This window comes from Leptolyngbya sp. FACHB-321 (assembly GCF_014695975.1).
Lineage (GTDB): Bacteria > Cyanobacteriota > Cyanobacteriia > Leptolyngbyales > Leptolyngbyaceae > Stenomitos.
The window spans coordinates 26002-44362 of the sequence record NZ_JACJPI010000070.1; the positions used below are offsets into that span (position 1 = coordinate 26002).

General features: G+C 47.0%; 17 protein-coding genes. All 17 read left to right on the forward strand.

The features are described from left to right. Positions 1-111: 111 nt before the first annotated feature. The 17 genes from H6F76_RS18990 to H6F76_RS19065 all read left to right on the forward strand — a co-directional run bounded on the left by H6F76_RS18990 (position 112) and on the right by H6F76_RS19065 (position 18322). The gene (locus H6F76_RS18990; protein WP_190510655.1) at positions 112-339 is read left to right on the forward strand and encodes a hypothetical protein; all 228 of its coding nucleotides are present in this window, start codon (positions 112-114) and stop codon (positions 337-339) included. Positions 340-448: 109 nt separating this feature from the next. Continuing rightward, on the forward strand, positions 449-979 hold the full coding sequence (locus H6F76_RS18995; RefSeq protein WP_190510739.1) for a DUF2243 domain-containing protein: 531 nt from the start codon (positions 449-451) through the stop codon (positions 977-979). After that, positions 976-2088: a M24 family metallopeptidase gene (locus H6F76_RS19000; RefSeq protein WP_199322211.1), complete on the forward strand. Its 1113-nt coding sequence runs from the start codon at positions 976-978 to the stop codon at positions 2086-2088. Before H6F76_RS18995 ends, H6F76_RS19000 begins: the two co-directional genes overlap by 4 nt. Further along, complete coding sequence (gene galK, locus H6F76_RS19005) at positions 2088-3146, forward strand: galactokinase (protein ID WP_190510742.1); 1059 nt, start codon at positions 2088-2090, stop codon at positions 3144-3146. Before H6F76_RS19000 ends, galK begins: the two co-directional genes overlap by 1 nt. Positions 3147-3598: 452 nt before the next feature. Beyond that, a complete protein-coding gene (locus H6F76_RS19010) occupies positions 3599-3853 on the forward strand; it encodes a hypothetical protein (RefSeq protein WP_190510657.1) in 255 nt (84 codons plus the stop codon). Between the two features lie 29 nt (positions 3854-3882). After that, the gene (locus tag H6F76_RS19015; RefSeq protein ID WP_190510659.1) at positions 3883-4110 is read left to right on the forward strand and encodes a hypothetical protein; all 228 of its coding nucleotides are present in this window, start codon (positions 3883-3885) and stop codon (positions 4108-4110) included. 69 nt (positions 4111-4179) lie between these two features. Then, complete coding sequence (locus H6F76_RS19020; protein WP_190510661.1) at positions 4180-5220, forward strand: hemerythrin domain-containing protein; 1041 nt, start codon at positions 4180-4182, stop codon at positions 5218-5220. A 417-nt stretch (positions 5221-5637) separates the two neighbouring features. Beyond that, positions 5638-5784 carry a hypothetical protein gene (locus H6F76_RS30030; RefSeq protein WP_206754397.1) on the forward strand — a complete coding sequence of 49 codons (147 nt, stop codon included), beginning with the start codon at positions 5638-5640 and terminating at the stop codon, positions 5782-5784. 2 nt (positions 5785-5786) lie between these two features. Then, the gene (locus H6F76_RS19025) at positions 5787-6251 is read left to right on the forward strand and encodes a DUF4383 domain-containing protein (protein WP_190510663.1); all 465 of its coding nucleotides are present in this window, start codon (positions 5787-5789) and stop codon (positions 6249-6251) included. A gap of 155 nt (positions 6252-6406) precedes the next feature. Continuing rightward, positions 6407-7252 carry a phytanoyl-CoA dioxygenase family protein gene (locus H6F76_RS19030; RefSeq protein ID WP_199322213.1) on the forward strand — a complete coding sequence of 282 codons (846 nt, stop codon included), beginning with the start codon at positions 6407-6409 and terminating at the stop codon, positions 7250-7252. Positions 7253-8030: 778 nt separating this feature from the next. Beyond that, positions 8031-9011, forward strand: coding sequence for a glycoside hydrolase family 43 protein (locus H6F76_RS19035; protein ID WP_190510665.1), 981 nt, complete (start codon positions 8031-8033; stop codon positions 9009-9011). Positions 9012-9594: 583 nt separating this feature from the next. Then, entirely contained in the window at positions 9595-10494 is a 900-nt protein-coding gene (locus tag H6F76_RS19040; protein WP_190448319.1) for a manganese catalase family protein, read from the forward strand. Positions 10495-11284: 790 nt separating this feature from the next. Next, on the forward strand, positions 11285-11827 hold the full coding sequence (locus H6F76_RS19045; protein WP_190510667.1) for a hypothetical protein: 543 nt from the start codon (positions 11285-11287) through the stop codon (positions 11825-11827). 667 nt (positions 11828-12494) lie between these two features. Further along, positions 12495-13823, forward strand: coding sequence for a glycosyltransferase family 1 protein (locus H6F76_RS19050; RefSeq protein WP_190510669.1), 1329 nt, complete (start codon positions 12495-12497; stop codon positions 13821-13823). Between the two features lie 65 nt (positions 13824-13888). Further along, positions 13889-15172 (forward strand): UDP-galactopyranose mutase, encoded by a 1284-nt coding sequence (gene glf, locus H6F76_RS19055; protein WP_190510670.1) that lies wholly within the window; start codon positions 13889-13891, stop codon positions 15170-15172. Between the two features lie 39 nt (positions 15173-15211). After that, a complete protein-coding gene (locus tag H6F76_RS19060; protein ID WP_190510672.1) occupies positions 15212-17455 on the forward strand; it encodes a family 1 glycosylhydrolase in 2244 nt (747 codons plus the stop codon). Between the two features lie 15 nt (positions 17456-17470). Then, entirely contained in the window at positions 17471-18322 is an 852-nt protein-coding gene (locus H6F76_RS19065; RefSeq protein WP_190510674.1) for an MBL fold metallo-hydrolase, read from the forward strand. The last annotated feature ends 39 nt before the right edge of the window (positions 18323-18361 follow it).

Below are 18361 nucleotides of genomic sequence, written 5' to 3' on the forward strand. Positions count from 1 at the left end.
CAGCAGAGCAAAGACTATTGTTGGTTTCATGTGCTTAACCCAATTAATCAACAATTCTATGTCTCTTCAAAAAGAACTGGTATGTACTAGAACAAAAATGGAGCAACCCTTATGAGCAGTGGTCATGCCAGTCATAAAGGTGGTGGAATCAAACAAAGTCACGACAATGGACAACTTGATTCTGCTGCTACAACGCCAGTCGCTAATCCAGAAGATCTACTAGGCGAAGGGGAAGGCTATCCTTTCAACGCGCAGGGTACAGAGGTTAATCCTGCTGCTACAGAACGTCCTCAAGAATCCTCGGCAGAGCCTCAGCAGAGCGGGCAATCCAACACGTGATTACTGGCGTAAACAGGTTGATTGGGTCTTCTTCATGCCGTCTGCTTTCACAATGTCAATAACAACATAAGACGGTAGTGAAGCAAGCAAGCAGTGAAGTAAGGAAATGATGGAAACAACTAACCCAGCAAGCGTCAGCAGCCAGGTTCAAGCACAGGAAAATCCTCTCAGCTACCGCCCCTTAATCCTAGCCGGACTTGTTCTGGGGCTAGGACAGGGCGGTTTTTTTGATGGCATTGTTTTTCATCAACTGCTGCAATGGCACCATATGTTTTCCAGCATTGAAACCGATATGACGATCGCTGGCATGGAACTAAACACCTTTGGCGATGGTTTATTCCACCTCTTTGATTGGTTGCTTACGTTGGTTGGCATTTTTCTACTTTGGCGTGCTGGACAGCAAGCAAAGGATGCCTGGTCGGGTCGGGTGTTTCTGGGTGCGTTACTGCTAGGTGCAGGGCTCTTTAACCTGGTTGAGGGCATTCTCGATCACCACCTTCTAGGCATTCATCACCTGAAACCAGGTGCCCATGAACTTTTATGGGATCTTGGCTTTCTTGGCTCTGGCGTTCTACTGATAAGCATTGGAGTACTCTTAATCCAGGCAACGATGAAAGAATCTGGTACTTTAACGCCATGAGCGCCAACACTATGAATGTATCTGACGAAATTGCCCGCAAGCTAGAGTTAATGCGGGACGCACTGCACGAAACTGGAGCCGCTGGCATCCGTCTGCGTGGAACAGATTGGTTTGCTTGGGCAACGGCGGGTGGTTCTAATACAGTGCTACTGGCGGCAGAAACAGGAGTCGCTGAAGTGCTGGTGACGGACGAAGCTGCCTGGATTCTTACTGATGAGATTGAAGCGCAACGGTTAAAAGATGAACAGGTTCCAGCTGATGCTGGCTATCAGTGTCACGTTAGCCCGTGGGCACAGAGTCGCGATCGCGAAGCCTTTGTGCGTGAGACTACCAGTAACGGCAAGGTTTTAAGCGATCGCCCCACTCAAGCAGAAGCAGCATTACCCCGATCGCTGCTGCACCATAGGCGCATCATGTTGCCCGGAGAACTGGAACGCTATCGGCAGGTTGGGCGGCTTGCTAGCGAAGCAATGACAGAGGTGCTAACGCAGGCTCAACCAACCTGGACAGAATATCAGCTTGCTGGAGCGGGTGCAGAAGCGCTATGGGCACGTGGTCTACACCCTGCCTTGACACTGGCAGCAGGCGATCGCCGCTTGCCGCTTTACCGCCATCCCTTACCCAGTGGAGAGACGATCGGACGGCAGGCAATGCTGGTCTTTTGCGCTCGCGGTAGTGGGTTGATCGTGAGCTTGACTCGCTTCGTTTGTTTTGGTGGCTTCACGGCAGAAGACAAGCAGTTGCATCGTACCATTGCGGAAATTGAGGCAGTGGCGCTCAAGCATTCTCAAGTAGAAGCGCCCTTAAATGAGGTGTATAACGCACTAGCGACAGCCTATGAACAGCAGGGCTATCCACACGCTATTCAAGAGCATCATCAGGGCGGTACGGCAGGCTATGGGGCACGCGAAATTGTCGCAACGCCGGAAACCAGCGATCGTTTGGCTGCAAACATGATCATTGCCTGGAATCCCAGCATTCCGGGTGCAAAGATTGAAGATACATTTGTCTTAAATGCGGATCACAGCCTGGAGAATTTAAGTTTTGACACTCACTTTCCTCATGTTGAAATTGAAGGTCGGCTGCGCCCTGTACCCCTTGAACGATGATGGACTTTCAACAAATCTTTCAGACAAAACCTGATATTGAAGCAAGTGCGCCGGGTCGCGTGAATTTGTTAGGCGAACACACTGACTACAACGATGGTTTTGTGCTGCCAACGGCAATTCCACAACAAACAAACGTTTCAATTGGATACAGCCCCGACGATCGCCATCATTTCTATTCTGCTGAATTAGAGGAACGGATTGATGTTGAGCCAACAGCAATGGCTCTCGAAGGCTTTGCCAGCTATGTCAACGGCTGCATTCAAGTATTGAAACAAGCAGGCTATGAAAGCCCTCCTGTTAATGTTTTTGTCACCTCATCAGTGCCGATCGGCTCAGGCTTGTCTAGCAGCGCGGCATTAGAAGTGGCAACGCTGCGAGCTTTGCGATCGCTCCTCAAGCTTGACCTTGATGATGTACAGATTGCTCAATTGGGGCAACAGGCAGAAATTCAATATGCAGGCGTAAGCTGTGGCATTCTTGATCAAATGGCATCCAGCCTTGCCGATACAGAGCATATGCTGTTTCTAGATACTCGCACACTCGATCGCCAAATTCTACCGTTTCCTGCTGGGGCAGAGATTGTAGTGATTGATAGTGGTGTAGCGCGATCGCTGGCGAGCAGTGGCTATAACCAACGTCGATCGGAGTGTGAAGCCGCCGCCCGTCAGTTGGGCGTGAAGGCATTACGAGACATTAGCGATCCTCAAGCAGTAGAAGCCTTACCTGAACCTATCCGTAAACGTGCCCGTCATGTAGTCACCGAAGACAACCGGGTTTTAAAGGCTTTAGACGGTGTTTCGGCTCCTGTATTTGGTGAATTAATGAATGCATCCCACGTTAGCCTGCGAGATGATTATGAAGTCTCTGTACCCGCGTTAGACACGCTAGTAGAGCTTTTGCAGGGCACTCCCGGTGTCTTTGGCGCACGTCTGACAGGAGCAGGCTTTGGAGGCGCATGTGTTGCATTAGTCACTCTGGGAGAGGCACACACAATCGCTCAAACGGTGCTCGATCGCTATAACGCCGCTGGGTATAACGGTCAGATTTTGGTTGACTGAAGACTGTTTACCTTAGTTTGTGTATGGAGCATCACAGGTAAACATTGCTGCATTCATTCCCAAGCCAGAGGCAATTGAAAAAGCAAGTTTATATGCTGAAACCATAACAAGGTTTTAGATTTGCATTTTACGTTTGCAAAATTGGCATCGCTGAATTGAGGTATGAGGGGCAGATCATGTTGCGTAGTGTGCAACCCTGGAACGTCTGTAAGGATGCCTTAACCCTAGCCCTCTCCGAATGGAAAAGGGGGTAGAAAGTCTGTTGAAGTGTTTCTCCCCAGAGGAAAGACTTCTTAGAAAAAAGGATGCAGCTTAAAGGATAGACCTTGTAGGAAGCAAGCCATACAAATGGATGCGGTTACCTTAATTGCGTCTTTGCCATACAGGTAATCAACCAGCTAACCAGTGATGTCCTAAAACCATTTTTTTAACAGCTATAAATGTGAGGGGTTATGAAACTTCAAATTGAATGCAACAAAAGTCTGCCTCAGCAGCAATCTTGTTGGTTATGTAAGCAATCGTTTGAGGTTGCACCCGCCAGAGTTATTGCCTGCGATGACCAAGGCAACGGGTATGGAGAAGTTTGTTCTCAATGCTTAGGCAAAGGGTTCGACTGGCTTAGCGATCGCTTTGACCATCTAAACCGACCGAAGAAACCAGTCTTGCTGCGACGACATCAGAAATTAGCTGTACCTGTTAGTGCTTGAAGCTGAAATTAATGATCAGTAAACAACCTATGAGCATTGACTCAGAACAACAGAGCAACGTCGCAATGATTCACCAATCAATTAACGAACTTCATCAACTGCTTTCTGACTTAGAAGTACAGAGCAAGTTAGGTCTTTTAATTGAGCCACTGAAATTAGAAACGATTGAAGTGGTCGCGCCAGAGGCTCAATTGCCCATTTTGGATGATGGCTACTTCCGGGTAGATGAGTTGAATGGATTTAGAGCGTGTGATTAGTGAGTGCAAAGCATAGCATCACAGTAGTTTTCTTTTTTTCAATCGTAACTTTCAATAGGGGAATAAATCATGGTTGCAACGTTAGATGATACAAAGCGAATGACACTTGGCGAACGGCTAGCAGATTTGAAAGCCCTCCAAAATTTGATTATCGCCAATGATCAAAAGCTTATAGAGGCTTGTCCTGATGCCGATATTCGCGATCGCCTTCAGAATATGCTTCAGGATGACCAAAAAAACCTGGGCATTATCGAAACAGTGATTGTCCAGTATGGCATTCCAGCAGAGCCAAGTGCCGCAACCAAAACCTTTACGCAGCAGTCTGAGCAGACGATGACAGGCGATGAGTTTACGTTCTATCAAAAACTGCTCCACCACGAATTGATGAAGCATGGTCAAACCATGAGTGGCATCATGATCCATAAGGCTGCTCAGGTGGTAGGGGCTGATATCGAAGTGGCAATTACTCCTTTAAACACCGTTAACTTCGAGAGCCGTGCTCACCAAGAACAGCTTAAAGGGATGCTGGAGCAAGCAGGCGTTCGAGAAATGACGGGTAAAGAAGCCAAACAGGGGCTGTGGGCACGAGTACAAGATGCAGTTGCGGCTTTATCGGGTATTGCTGGGAGCGTCATCACCCAAAACTCTGACAAGAAGGACATGAACATTCAGACGTTGATTCGGCTGGATCACAATAAGGTAAATACCATTTTCACTGAAATTGGAGCCACAAAAGATCCCCAAAAGCTGCAAGAGTATTTTGGGCAGCTCTACAAAGATCTTTTGACCCATGCACAAGCTGAAGAAGAAGTAGTCTACCCTAATGTGCGATCGTTCTACGGCGATGGCGACACGCAGGAACTATACGATGAGCAGGCTGAGATGAAGCGTATGCTGGATGAAATCAAAGCGAGTGATCCTCATGCAGCCGACGAGTTCCGCTCAAAGATTAAAACGTTAATGGATGCTGTCGGTGATCATATCCGCCAAGAAGAAAGCACTCTGTTTGCTGCCATTGATAAAAATTGCAGTAGTGAACAAAAAGAACAAATGGCAACTGAATTTAAGGCTGCCAAAAGCAAAATTCAACAGCAAATGGTAGCTATGTAATTGCTTTCAGCACATTACGTCCAGCAGATTGCTTGAATTAAAGAGCTTGTGGGGTGTAGCATTGCTGCGCCCCTTTCTGTTGCGCCATGTATTGTATGTACATTGTGAAGTTAGTTTAAGCTCTCCCCTGAGAAATGCAGTGCCCCTGATCTTTTTATAGAGGGTGGATTAAAGCGCAACGAATACGTTAGTAGAAGGACTTGCTTAAGCACAAGTTGAGACTTCTAATATCGCGCTTCATTCGCCCCATAGAACTCAGTAAGAAAAATGTATGATTCAGCATTTTGCAACAACGCTGCTAGCAGCTTAATACCGGCCTGAAGTAATGCATTAGCTGCATTATCTGCCGTTGGTTTAAGTAGCTAACAGCGATTAATTAGCACTGACATTTCTTGCAGGATCACTTTTTTTACTGCTTTGATTGCAGATATTGCTATGGCATTTGCCTTCCAGTTTTTACTTGGCAACCTTTCGATCGCAGTTGGTATCTCTGTTGGCATCAATCTAACAGGTACGAATGACCAAAGTGGAGTATTCAAAGAACACAAATTTTTAGGAGCTTAATCATGAAAGCAGGACAATACTTTGCTTTGACTATTGGCATCATTTTCGTGTTGATCGGTGTGGCAGGATTTATTCCAGACTTGGTTAAACCTCCGATCGCTGACCCAGATGCAGTGAACCTCAGCTATATAGAGGGGTACGGTTACTTGATGGGGCTATTCCCGATCAATGTGTTGCACAACATTGTTCACCTTACAGTGGGGCTGCTAGGTATTTTTGCTTCTCTCTCGTTGGGTAGTGCCCGCCTTTTTAGTGGAGTATTAGCGCTTTTCTACGGGCTGCTCACCATCTTAGGACTGTTTCCACCAACTCAGTCTATGTTAGGTTTAGTCCCTCTCTTTGGTAATGATCTCTGGCTACATGCAGGTACCGCTGTGATCGCAACCTACTTTGGCTTTCTCGCTAAACCCGACTTGCTGGAACTTCGTGAGCAGGGTCATGACGAGCAAGCTAATCCTTCAAGCTAAGGTAAAAACTCAAGAGCAGCTTAAGATAAGGCTTCAATTCTATTGACTTAAAGAAATTGAGTTTTTTGAAGAATTGCTGGTTAGATCGTCATTCTGCTTTTGCGATTGGGGACAATAAGGAATGTATAGAGGGTTACGTTTTCTCTACCAAAGAGATGAATTTAACCCTCGCATTCCCAATTGGAGCGGATAGTAAGTTGGTACAAAGTGTAGAGACTGTATTTACCGAGAGTGAGCTAGATCGGTTTGCAGAAGAGCTGAATCGAGATGGTATTTGTGTCATTCGTGGCTTATTCGATCGTGACCTGATTGATCGCTGGAAAGTCGCTTTCGATGCCTTATTTCAAGAGCGGCAACAGCGACCTGGTGGTTTGGCTCCCCGTGGTCAGGCGCGCTGTTATGCAACGTTGCCCTGGGTAGCACCGTTTGCGGACCCGGCTGTATATGCCAATCCAATCATCCGGGGAGTACTCAATCGCGTCTTTTTTCAAGAGTACAAGCTGGTGCAGCTAGCGGCTGACATCCCCTTGCAAGGTTCACAGTATCAGGAGATTCATCGCGATTTCCGTCCACTGTTTTCTGATCAAATTGTGACCCCACTGTATGCGCTGGCAGTGAATTTTTCGCTAGTTGAAGTAACAGAGGCAAATGGTCCGTTTGAGATGGCGCGTGGTACTCATGTGATGTCGCGTGAGGAAGGCTTAGTTAAGATCCATGCCGGTGAAATTCCGATGGAGCAATTTTATATGCAGCCAGGTGATGTCATGATTCGATCGCCCCTGGCACTGCATCGGGGTACGCCTAACTTAACGCCACAGCCCCGACCTATGATTGTGATGGGTTATGTTATGCACTGGCTTCATACTCAAAAAGTAGATCTCACACTGCCACGGGCTTATTACGAAAGCCTATCGCCAGAAATACAAGAGCTACTTCGATGCAGAGTTGTAGATCAGTTAGCAGACAGTGAAGTCGAAACTTATATCAACTTCGCGTATTAAGCAGATTCATGCAGCCACTAAGCATCTGAAAGGTGCTCTACAGTAGAACACCTTTCACAGATTTGTTTGGTAACGATAGACATGCTGGCGACCCTACTGTCACGATCGCTACACTATGACAGAGAGCACCAGCACACTTTATATCAGCCTCTATCTAGCGGTGAGAGAAGACAGGCTGAAGGACTGAAGTTGTTATCTCAGGCATTAATCATACTTAGCGTTGTGTAGCCCCAGACCATTTTTTTGAAAGCCTGAGTGAAGCTTAGGTTGAGTTTAATAAGACTCAAACAAGTTAAGGCTGGTGTTGAATTTAACGCTATTCAACCTAACTTGTAATTAATATTCTATAGCAGCCTTAAATCAGTTATGAGATTGAGACGCTTCGTGAGAAACGCTCCTACTGGAATCCATTCTTACAACCCAGATAGGAACGCTATTGTCTCTTTGAAAAGAGCTAATCTACTCAGAAAAACTCGTTAATTAACTGTGTAGAAAGCATAAACATTATGTTTGAAATTGGCGAGTACGTACTAGATTAAAAAGCAGGAAAGATTGGCAAAGTAATTGGCTACGGGCGTCGAATGCTAAACGATAGCTATACAACGACCCTAAAAGTATTGGTGGATCATGCGCTTGCTTCTAACAAGCGAGGGTTCATCCAAGAAAATTTGCATTCAGCCCGGGTGAAGTGGTGAGGCTTTTATACTTTTACTCTTTAAAGTGAGTAGGAAAGGCTGGTTCAGGTAGTCTTTTCTTAAATGTGCCGTTATAAGTCATTATGAACACCTATACCAATCCGGTTTATCAAGATTATTTCGCTGACCCCTTTGTTTGGAAGCATCAGGGTGTCTACTATGCGATCGGCACTGGTCCCGCAGAAGCAGCAGGGCAGGTGGAGGAGAAGTCTCAGCAGCGGGTCTTTCCACTGCTTCAGTCTGATGATTTGGTGAACTGGCACTCTGCTGGGAAAGCGTTGCTGCGACCCGATCCTACTTTGGGCAATAACTTCTGGGCACCCGAAGTTGCCTACTGTGATGGCACTTTTTACCTCTACTACTCCATTGGGCATGAGGATAAACACCATCAATTGCGAGTTGCCACCAGTACTGATCCGTTGGGACCATATGAGGATACAGGTGAGCCGTTATTAGACCCCAAAACCTGCCCATTTGCGATCGATCCCAGTCCCTTTCAAGATGATGATGGGCAATGGTATCTCTTTTACGCTCAAGACTTTCTAGATACTGACAATGGTGTTCGGGCGGGAACAGCTCTGATGGTCGATCGCCTCAACACGATGACGAAGCTAGAGGGCAAAGCAAACGTGGTTCTCCGCGCTCGTCACGATTGGCAGCGGTTTTTGGCAGATCGCCCTATGTATGATGATATCTACGATTGGCATACGTTAGAAGGTCCTTGTGTTCGTAAACATGGCGATCGCTATTATTGCTTTTACAGCGGTGGACGGTGGGAAACTGAAAGCTATGGCGTTGATTATGGTGTTGCCGATCAGGTGATGGGTCCCTATACCGATGCTGGTAATGAAGCGGGTGCGCGGGTGCTGCGCTCAGTGCCAGATTATGTGTTGGGTCCCGGTCATAACTCGATCGTGGCTAGTCCCGATGATCAAACCGAGTATTTGGTCTACCACGCTTGGGATACAGGAATGCAAGCCCGCCGTATGTGTATTGATTCGCTTCTTTGGACACCTGATGGTCCTCGTTCTAAGGGACCAACCTGGACGCCACAAACTATCTAAGTGGCTGAATTAGCTGCTGCTATAAATTGCTTAGTATCTATTTTGACACTGGCATAAAAAAGGAAAGAGAAGAAGTGTAGCGATCGCAGTAAAGATTTGCTTGACAGGAAGCAACTTTCTCTATGCAAAGGATTAGCGCTTCTTCTCTTTGTTTGTTTCCGTCTATACTAACTTTTGGTTAATAGATTAATCGCTTGAGAGACTGTTAGCAAAGGATTTAAGCTGTTTCACAGTTTTATAGCTTCAAATCTAGACTGGAGCCAAAACCTACGCCCAGAGCCATTTTTGAGGTTTGGATATCAATTCAGCTGCTTTATCTCAAAATTATTTTCATTCGTCTCTCTGTTGCTGGATAAACCTGAGAATATTTAAGTGTTTTGCCTTATAAAAGGCAATTAATTTCTCTTCTTCTCATGCAACCGTAGACTGATTAATTCAAACTTTAAGGACGTTAAAACGGTTATTAGTTAGAGCCATTTCGTTGCCATTTTCTTTTTGCCAATGCTCTCTGAGATAGTAATTCTAAAGAGCAGGTTTTGGCTTTTCAAAAAGTTGAATGAAAATTTGATTCAGGAGAATTAGAATGTTTTATCACGATAAGCGTTTGCAATACTACACAGCGCCTGAGCGACCTGATCCGCTTTACGCTAAAAAAGTTCAAGAACTGATTGGCGGCACCTTTGGCGAGATGACGGTAATGATGCAGTACCTCTTTCAGGGCTGGAATTGCCGGGGTCCCGCAAAGTATCGAGATATGCTGCTTGATATTGGGACTGAGGAAATTGGGCATATCGAGATGCTGGCGACCATGATTGCTCACTTGCTTGATGGTGCTCCCCTCAAAACCCAGGAGGAAGGTGCTAAAGATTCAGTTATCGGTGCTGTGATGGGTGGTTCAAATCCTCGGGATACGATCACCAATATCATCGCTAGTAGCATGAATCCACAGCATTCAATTGTGTCAGGTTTAGGGGCTACAGCATCTGACAGTGTTGGCTTCCCTTGGAACGGGCGATTCATTGTAGCAAGCGGTAATCTCTTAGCTGACTTCCGCTCTAACCTCCATGCAGAGTCACAGGGTCGCTTGCAAGCAGTGCGTCTGTATGAAATGACAGATGATCCTGGAGTACGAGACACGCTTAGTTTCATGATTGCCCGCGACACCATGCACCAAAACCAATGGCTGGCTGCGATCGAAGATCTGGAATCTTCTGGGCTTGAAACAACGCCTGTTCCGAGTTCATTCCCTCAAGACTTAGAGAAGTCGCAGCATGCTTATCAGTTCTGGAACCACTCTAAGGGTGAAGAAAGCGCCGAAGGTCGCTGGGCAAAAGGACCTTCAATGGATGGCAAAGGAGAATTTGAATACGTTGCAAACCCCGAACCCTTAGGTGAAGCGCCTGTCCCTCCATTAGGTGAGCCAAGGCTGTACACCACAAATGAGGCATCCAAACCGCCTATGTCAATCAAGAAAGATAGTTAGATGCTAGTGCTTTAGAGAGGTTGCTTTTGTTTCAAGAGACAGTATGTGTAACGTCCTGCAATGTGCAACCTTTCTTAAGTATCTGCTTAGGCTACCTATCCTTCGGGAAGCAAGCTATAAGCCTAGCCCTCTCTTAGTGGACAAGTGAACTGGAATGGTCTCAAAGCCCTTCTCCTTGCGGAGGAGGGTTTACCGCTAGCAAGCTACTTGCAGGAAGCAAGCACCAGAGAGGAGAAGGGTAGGTTAGTCACACCTCGCATAACCTACTGTTGAGTAGGGTTAGCAACTAACAGGGAATCTTTTTTAGCTACAGCTATCCCATAGATTCTCCTTTCTTTTCTAATTGCAAGTAGTAAATCACCAGCAGCTTTTGTATCAAGAGATACTGGTTTCTTTAACACAAGCTCTGTCTTACATAAAGATTGCGATCGTCCAGTGACAGAGGTTTGTGAGAACAGCGAGATTTATATTTTAAGTTTATAAGCACCAAAGAGTAGTAAAACCCCTGCCGAACCCAAAGAAGCAATTTCGGCTACTTTTTTTAGGCAAGTAGAGCAACTCTTTACCTCGGCTCATATCCAAGCAGCAGGGCAGTTTAATCAGCAAGCGATAAAACTACAGGTGCATTCTGGAATGGAACTGGGAAATGAACATCTTTCTACTGCGGCTGCCATCCAAACGTTGCTGGATTAAGAAATGGTTTATGCAGTAGAACCAGCAAAAGTGCCTGCGGCAGAGCTATTAATAGCTGTGCTTTGTTATCGATAAGTGAAAAGTAAACAGGAGAAAAATGGTGAATACTCAGCAGAAACGTGCACTTGGAATCCTTTCGGGTCACGAAAATACAGAAGGATCGCTCAAGGCATTGCATAGCTCTGGCTTTCCAATGGACAAAATCTCTGTCGTTGGTCGAGACTTAAACCCAGAAGCTGAAACACCAGGTAATGTTGAGATCAGCAATCAAGTTGGCGATACCAAAGTTGATGCGACCCAAAGCGCTGTTAGCAATACTGCAACGATAAGTGCAACTGGCTTTACGATGTTAGGGCTAACAAGTTTGGCATTACCTGGTCTTGGAGTTGTGCTTGCTGCGGGAAGCTTTGCAGCAGCATTAGCAGCAACGGTTGCCAGTACTGGGGTTGCAGCAGTAGCCGCAAATAACCTGGTTAAAGCATTATCTCAAATGGGTATTCCTGATGCTCAAGCTAGCTTATATAGCGATCAACTCCATCAAGGAAACTACCTTGTCATGATTGAAGGCTCAGAGGAAGAAATTCATCAGGCTGAGTCCATTCTCCGCGATTACAAAGTCGCAGATTGGAACGTTTACTAGATCATTATGTTCACTATCGATTTCTTTCTTGACCAAAAGCTACCCTTTTGCTGCTAGGGCTATACCACCATTTGAAAAACGTATTTTTGAATGCAGTTCAGATGTTGAAATGACAGGTGCTAGTAAAGCAAGCTAACTTCTGCAGCCAGCTCGACTGCAATAACTGGGGTTGCTGAAATGTGAGGAGACGATCGCTAAAAGGTTTGAAGCTTTTTTCAAAACTAGCGGAACGAACCCACTACGCAGCAACACCCAGTTCTTTAAAACCCTTACAAATAGAGCTTTTGAGCCTTTACCTCTAAAGAGATATAGTGAAAGCCGTATATATCGTTGTATCGTTGAGTACACCTATTTTTTACAATTTCAGCAAAATAGCCTTACTTAGGAATGAGCTAAGTTCTTCTCGCAGGAGGGACTTAAACTGAGCTAAAACTGTTATTTTTTAAGCAGTCAATACTTCAGCGAAAAACAATCTAGCAATTTAGCGCTTCTGCAACATAAATGAAATCTTTGGTTTCAGTTTATTGAGCATGGAACTTAGATTGCGGGATCTACAGGTTAACTTTTAAACCTGGCTCCTGGTTGAAAACTGCATAACTTTTTTGAAAGGTTTAGTTTCTGTGTGAGTCTCATCCGCTCACTAAGTTCGTGATTTATGAGGTAATCAATGTCCACATATCCCGCTTCGGATCAGCGCTTTGAAGAAAAGGACGCATCAGAAAAGCAGTCTTCAGATATTCCTTTTCAACTTGAACAAAACCTTATTTATCTGAAGTGGTCTGAAAAGACGGATTTAGAATCTTTAGAATCTAATACCAGCGTATCTGATCTAGTTTGTTTCTCTCATCTACGATGGGACTTTGTGTATCAACGCCCCCAACATTTACTTAGCCGTTGTGCACAAGCTCGCAGAGTATTTGTTGTGGAGGAGCCGCTCGATAGCCCAGATGATTCTTACTATTTAGACATCAGCAGGCGTGAGTGTGGTGTTTGGGTTGTAGTGCCACACTTGCCTCAAGGTTTGAGTGAAGACCAGGCGATCGCACTGCAACGGCTGTTAGTTGATGCCTTGATTGCAGAGGCTCAAATCCAAACCCCAATTCTCTGGTATTACAACCCGATGGCAGTGCCATTCACTCATCACTTAGATGCTTCAGCCATTGTTTATGACTGCATGGATGAGTTATCTGCCTTTCAAGGAGCGCATCCAGAGTTGCAAACCCGCGAAGCGCATCTCTTTGAGCTAGCTAATTTAGTTTTTACAGGCGGGCTTAGCCTCTACGAAGCTAAACAGCATCAGCATTCCAGCGTTCATGCGTTTCCCAGCAGTATTGATGCAGCCCACTTTGCTCAGGCAAGGGTAATTGGTGAAGAGCCATCAGACCAAGCAGCGATCCCCCATCCCCGTTTAGGGTTTTATGGTGTGGTTGATGAGCGGATGGATCTTGCTCTGCTAGAGGGTATAGCTCAAACACGACCCGATTGGCACTTGGTCATCATTGGTCCCGTTGTCAAAATTGACCCGGCGCTCTTACCCAAGTATCCCAATATTCATTATTTAGGCGGCAAATCTTATCAAGAATTACCTAGCTATTTGGCAGGGTGGGATGTAGCGCTGTTGCCCTTTGCCCGTAATGAATCAACCCGTTTTATTAGCCCAACTAAAACGCCAGAATACCTTGCAGCCGGTAAACCCGTTGTCTCTACGTCTATTCGGGATGTAGTACGACCTTATGGTGATGAGGAACTGGTTTATATAGCTGATACGGTACCAGAGTTTGTGACAGCGATCGAAAAAGCGTTAGCTCAAAGCCAAACCAATAATGATTGGTTGAACCGAGTGGATGCTTTCTTATCACAAATCTCTTGGGATTTGACCTGGCAAGCGATGAACGAGTTGATTGAAGCTGTGATCGCCGCCCCAAAGCAGGGAAAAAGCAGCATACAACAAGAAGAAACGTCTACGGCTACTGAACTTGTTTCATCACGCAAGTAGCCCATTGCGATCACTAACGTTAACCGATCGCCGATTTAAATTATTTACTACAAGGATATAGACCCATGTTCGACTATCTCATCGTCGGTGCAGGCTTTGCTGGCAGCATTTTAGCAGAGCGTCTAGCAAGCCAGAGCGACAAAAAAATCTTGATTGTCGATACTCGCAATCATATTGGTGGCAATGCCTATGACCATTACAACGAAGACGGCATTTTGGTGCATAAGTATGGTCCCCATATTTTCCACACCAATTCGCGTGATGTGTTTGAATATCTCTCTCGCTTTACCGAATGGCGACAGTATGAACATCGGGTGCTTGCCAGCGTAGATGGTCAACTGGTGCCAATGCCAATCAATTTGGATACGATTAATAAGCTCTATGGCTTGAATCTAACCGCTTTTGAGCTGACAGAATTTTTTGCCTCTGTTGCTGAACCAAAAGAGCAGATTCGCACCTCTGAAGATGTAGTAGTTAACAAAGTGGGACGCGAACTCTATGAAAAGTTCTTCCGCAACTACACAATCAAACAATGGGGTATTGATCCATCTGATCTAGACAAATCGGTGACCGCTCGTGTGCCTACTCGCACTAACCGGGACGATCGCTATTTCACCGATACCTATCAAGCGATGCCGCTACACGGTTATACGCGAATGTTTGAGAAACTGTTAGCGCATCCCAATATTAAAATCATGCTCAACACGGATTACCGTGAGATTCAAGGCGTCATTCCTTACAAGGAGATGATTTATACGGGACCTGTTGACGGGTATTTTGATTATCGGTATGGCAAACTACCCTATCGATCGCTTGAGTTCAAACACGAAACGTTGAACGAACAAGTGCATCAGCCCCAAGCAGTGATCAACTATCCCAATGAGCATCTCTATACTCGTGTCACAGAGTTCAAATATTTGACTGGGCAAGAGCATCAAAAGACCAGCCTTGTGTACGAATATCCTAGAGCAGAGGGCGACCCTTACTATCCCGTGCCTCGTCCTGAAAATGCTGAACTGTACAAGCAGTACAAAGCTTTGGCTGATGCCACACCCAACGTTCACTTTGTCGGACGGCTTGCCACTTACAAGTACTACAACATGGATCAAGTAGTGGCTCAGGCACTGTCTCTTTATGCTCAGTTAGCTGAACGCCCAAGCTGGCATCCCGAAGAAGAGAGCGTACCTGCTAAGAAAGCGATCGCGCCTGATACTGCCAGCAATCGTTCGTTCCAGCCCTCTCCAAGCAAGCTACCGCTGACAAACTTTCCTACCTCTAGCTCAGGCAAGTCAGAAAAGTTGAATGGTAATGGCAAGGCGCTTTCACCCACTCAAAATGGTTCAGCCTGACCGCGATTGATCAGTTTTTAACAAGGATATGAGGACGCTATGAGTTCAAAACAAGTGCCGCCGCTGGAACTGTGGGGCGGCATTGAATGTACTGTGAATCGCGTTGGTGAGCAGTACTTTGACCAACTCGATCGCAACGGACATAATACTCGGATTGAAGACCTCGATCAATTTTCAGCTCTGGGTATAACAACGATCCGCTATCCCATTTTGTGGGAGCGTATTGCCCCCAATGGGCTAGCGCAGGCAGATTGGAGTTGGGCAGATGAACGCCTGAGTTATCTAGATACGCTCGGACTTCGCCCGATCGTCGGTTTAGTGCATCACGGCAGCGGTCCTCGTCACACGAGTTTGATTGATCCTGCTTTCCCAGAAAAGCTCGCTGAATATGCAGGTGCAGTCGCTCAACGTTATCCCTGGGTTAGCCACTATACCCCGGTTAACGAACCTTTGACGACGGCACGGTTTAGCGGGCTGTATGGTCACTGGTATCCGCATGGTCAAGATGATGCCACGTTCGTGCGTACGCTGCTTAATCAGTGCCGTGCGACAGTGCTATCAATGCAAGCCATTCGGCAAATTAATCCTCAGGCTCAACTGGTGCAGACAGAGGATTTGGGTAAAACCTTTAGTACACCGTTGCTGGCATACCAGGCAGAATTTGAGAACGATCGCCATTGGCTTTCACTCGATTTACTGTGTGGTCATGTCAATCCCTCGCACCCTTTATGGAGCTATCTGCGTCAGTCAGGGGCTGAGGAAGCCGAGTTGCTATGGTTCCAAGCCAATCCCTGCCCACCAGACATTGTTGGTATTAATCGCTATGTTTGTGGCGATCGATTTATTGATGAGCGGATTGATCGCTATCCTGAGCGCACACGTGGTGGCAATGGGAAACACCAGTATGCTGATGTGGAAGCAGTCTGGGTCTGTGCCGATGGCATCTATGACCATGCCATACTGCTAAAGGAAGCATGGGAACGTTACCAGCGCCCTCTTGCTATCACGGAAGCACATCTAGGTTGCACCCGTGAAGAACAGTTGCGCTGGCTCAAAGAGATTTGGCAGGTCGCTCAAGGCTTGCAAGCTGAGGGTGTAGCGATGCGAGCCGTAACGGTTTGGTCGCTGCTGGGGACGTATGACTGGAATAGTTTGGTGACTCGCGCCGACGATTTCTATGAGCCGGGTGTGTTTGATGTGCGGTCTCCCGTGCCGCGTTCCACTGCCATTGCCACGATGCTGAAATCTCTTGCTCAAGGGCAGGAATACACCCATCCATTGCTTGATCTGCCCGGGTGGTGGCAGCGATCGCAACGGCTCCTTTACCCACCTGTAAGTTATGCCAAGAGCCTGGGGGGCTGGGCTGATACTGCTCCGGTAGAGACGCTTGCTACCCCCATGATGCGGCGCACAAAAGGTGCAAAGACCACGATCGCATCCACTCCGCCCCTAGTGATTACAGGTGCAACGGGCACTTTGGGTCAAGCCTTTGCTCGCATCTGCGAGATCCGTGGGATTCCCTACTACCTCCTGTCGCGTCAGGAGATGGATATCACGAAGCCAGCTACCGTTACAAGTGTGTTGGATGAGTTGCAGCCCTGGGCAGTCGTCAATGCCTCTGGCTATGTACGGGTAGATGATGCCGAGCGAGAACCTTATCTTTGCCGCCGCATCAATGCTGACGGAGCCGCCATTCTGGCGGATGCCTGTGCCCAACGCAGTCTTGGCTTAATCAACTTTTCGTCTGATTTAGTCTTTGATGGCGCTCATAAGCAACCATATTTAGAAAGTGATGGAGTCTCACCGCTGAATGTGTATGGTCATAGCAAAGCAGCGGCAGAACGGTGGGTGTTGCATCACCATCCCTGTGCGTTAGTCATTCGCACAAGCGCCTTTTTTGGTCCTTGGGATGAGCATAATTTTCTCACGATCGCCCTTCGCACCCTAAGGGCAGGCAATGTGTTTATGGCAGCAGAAGATGCAATCGTGTCACCAACGTATGTGCCCGATCTGGTTAATGCCAGCCTCGATTTATTGATTGATGGTGAGTGCGGTCTATGGCATCTGGCAAATCCTGGGGCAATTGCCTGGTCAGAGTTAGCCCGGTGGACGGCACAGCTTGCCGGACTCGATGTCTCCTCAGTTCAATCTTGCTCTACCAAAACCCTTGCTCTTGCTGCACCTCGCCCAGCTTACAGCGTGCTGGGAAGCGAACGCGGCATCTTATTGCCTGATCTCAGTCAGGCGATCGAGCGTTACCTGGAAGAGTGCCACCAACTCTAGCAACGGTGAAACGTTATGCATATCCATCATCTCAATTGTGGCTGTATGTGTCCCCTTGGCGGAGCATTGTGGGATGGTTTTAGCCGTGGTTTAACAGCACAGCTTGTCTGCCACTGCCTGCTCATTGAAACCGAGCAAGGGCTTGTTCTGGTCGATACGGGCTTTGGGCAGCAAGATGTTCAAGCGCCTTATGCACGGCTCAGCCCATTTTTTGTTCACGTCAACAATGTTCAGTTCAATTACAAAAACACCGCGATTGAGCAGGTTAAAAGCCTCGGCTTTGCTGCCAGCGATGTTCGCCATATTGTGTTGACGCATCTTGATTTTGACCATGCAGGTGGTCTAGAAGATTTCCCTAATGCAACAGTGCATGTGATGCAGGCTGAACGTGATGCTGCCCGCGAGCGACACGGGTTTATCAACCGTCGGCGCTATCGTCCCAAGCTGTGGGATGAAGTCAAACAGTGGCGTTACTATGCTGCCGGAGGCGAACCTTGGTTTGGCTTTGAGGCAGTCCGTGACCTGGATGGGTTACCGCCAGAAATTCTGCTGATTCCCCTGACTGGTCACACCCGTGGTCATGCAGGCGTAGCGATCAACACTCCCGATGGATGGCTGCTCAACGCGGGTGATGCCTACTTTTATCGACATGAAATGGATGCTACTAACCGCCACTGCACGCCAGGATTACTTGCCTATCAGCGAGTTATGGAAGTAGACCGTCAAGCACGGCTCCATAATCAAGACCGGCTGTATGAACTGGCGTGCGATCGCGCTAGCAATGTACGCCTCTTTTGTAGCCACGATGCGATCGAGTTCAAAACATTTTCTGAACAAGCGGCTCCAGCCTCTCAAGTCCAAGCTTAAAAGCCTTGCAATGTGTGAAAAGCCAGTGATTTATGACTT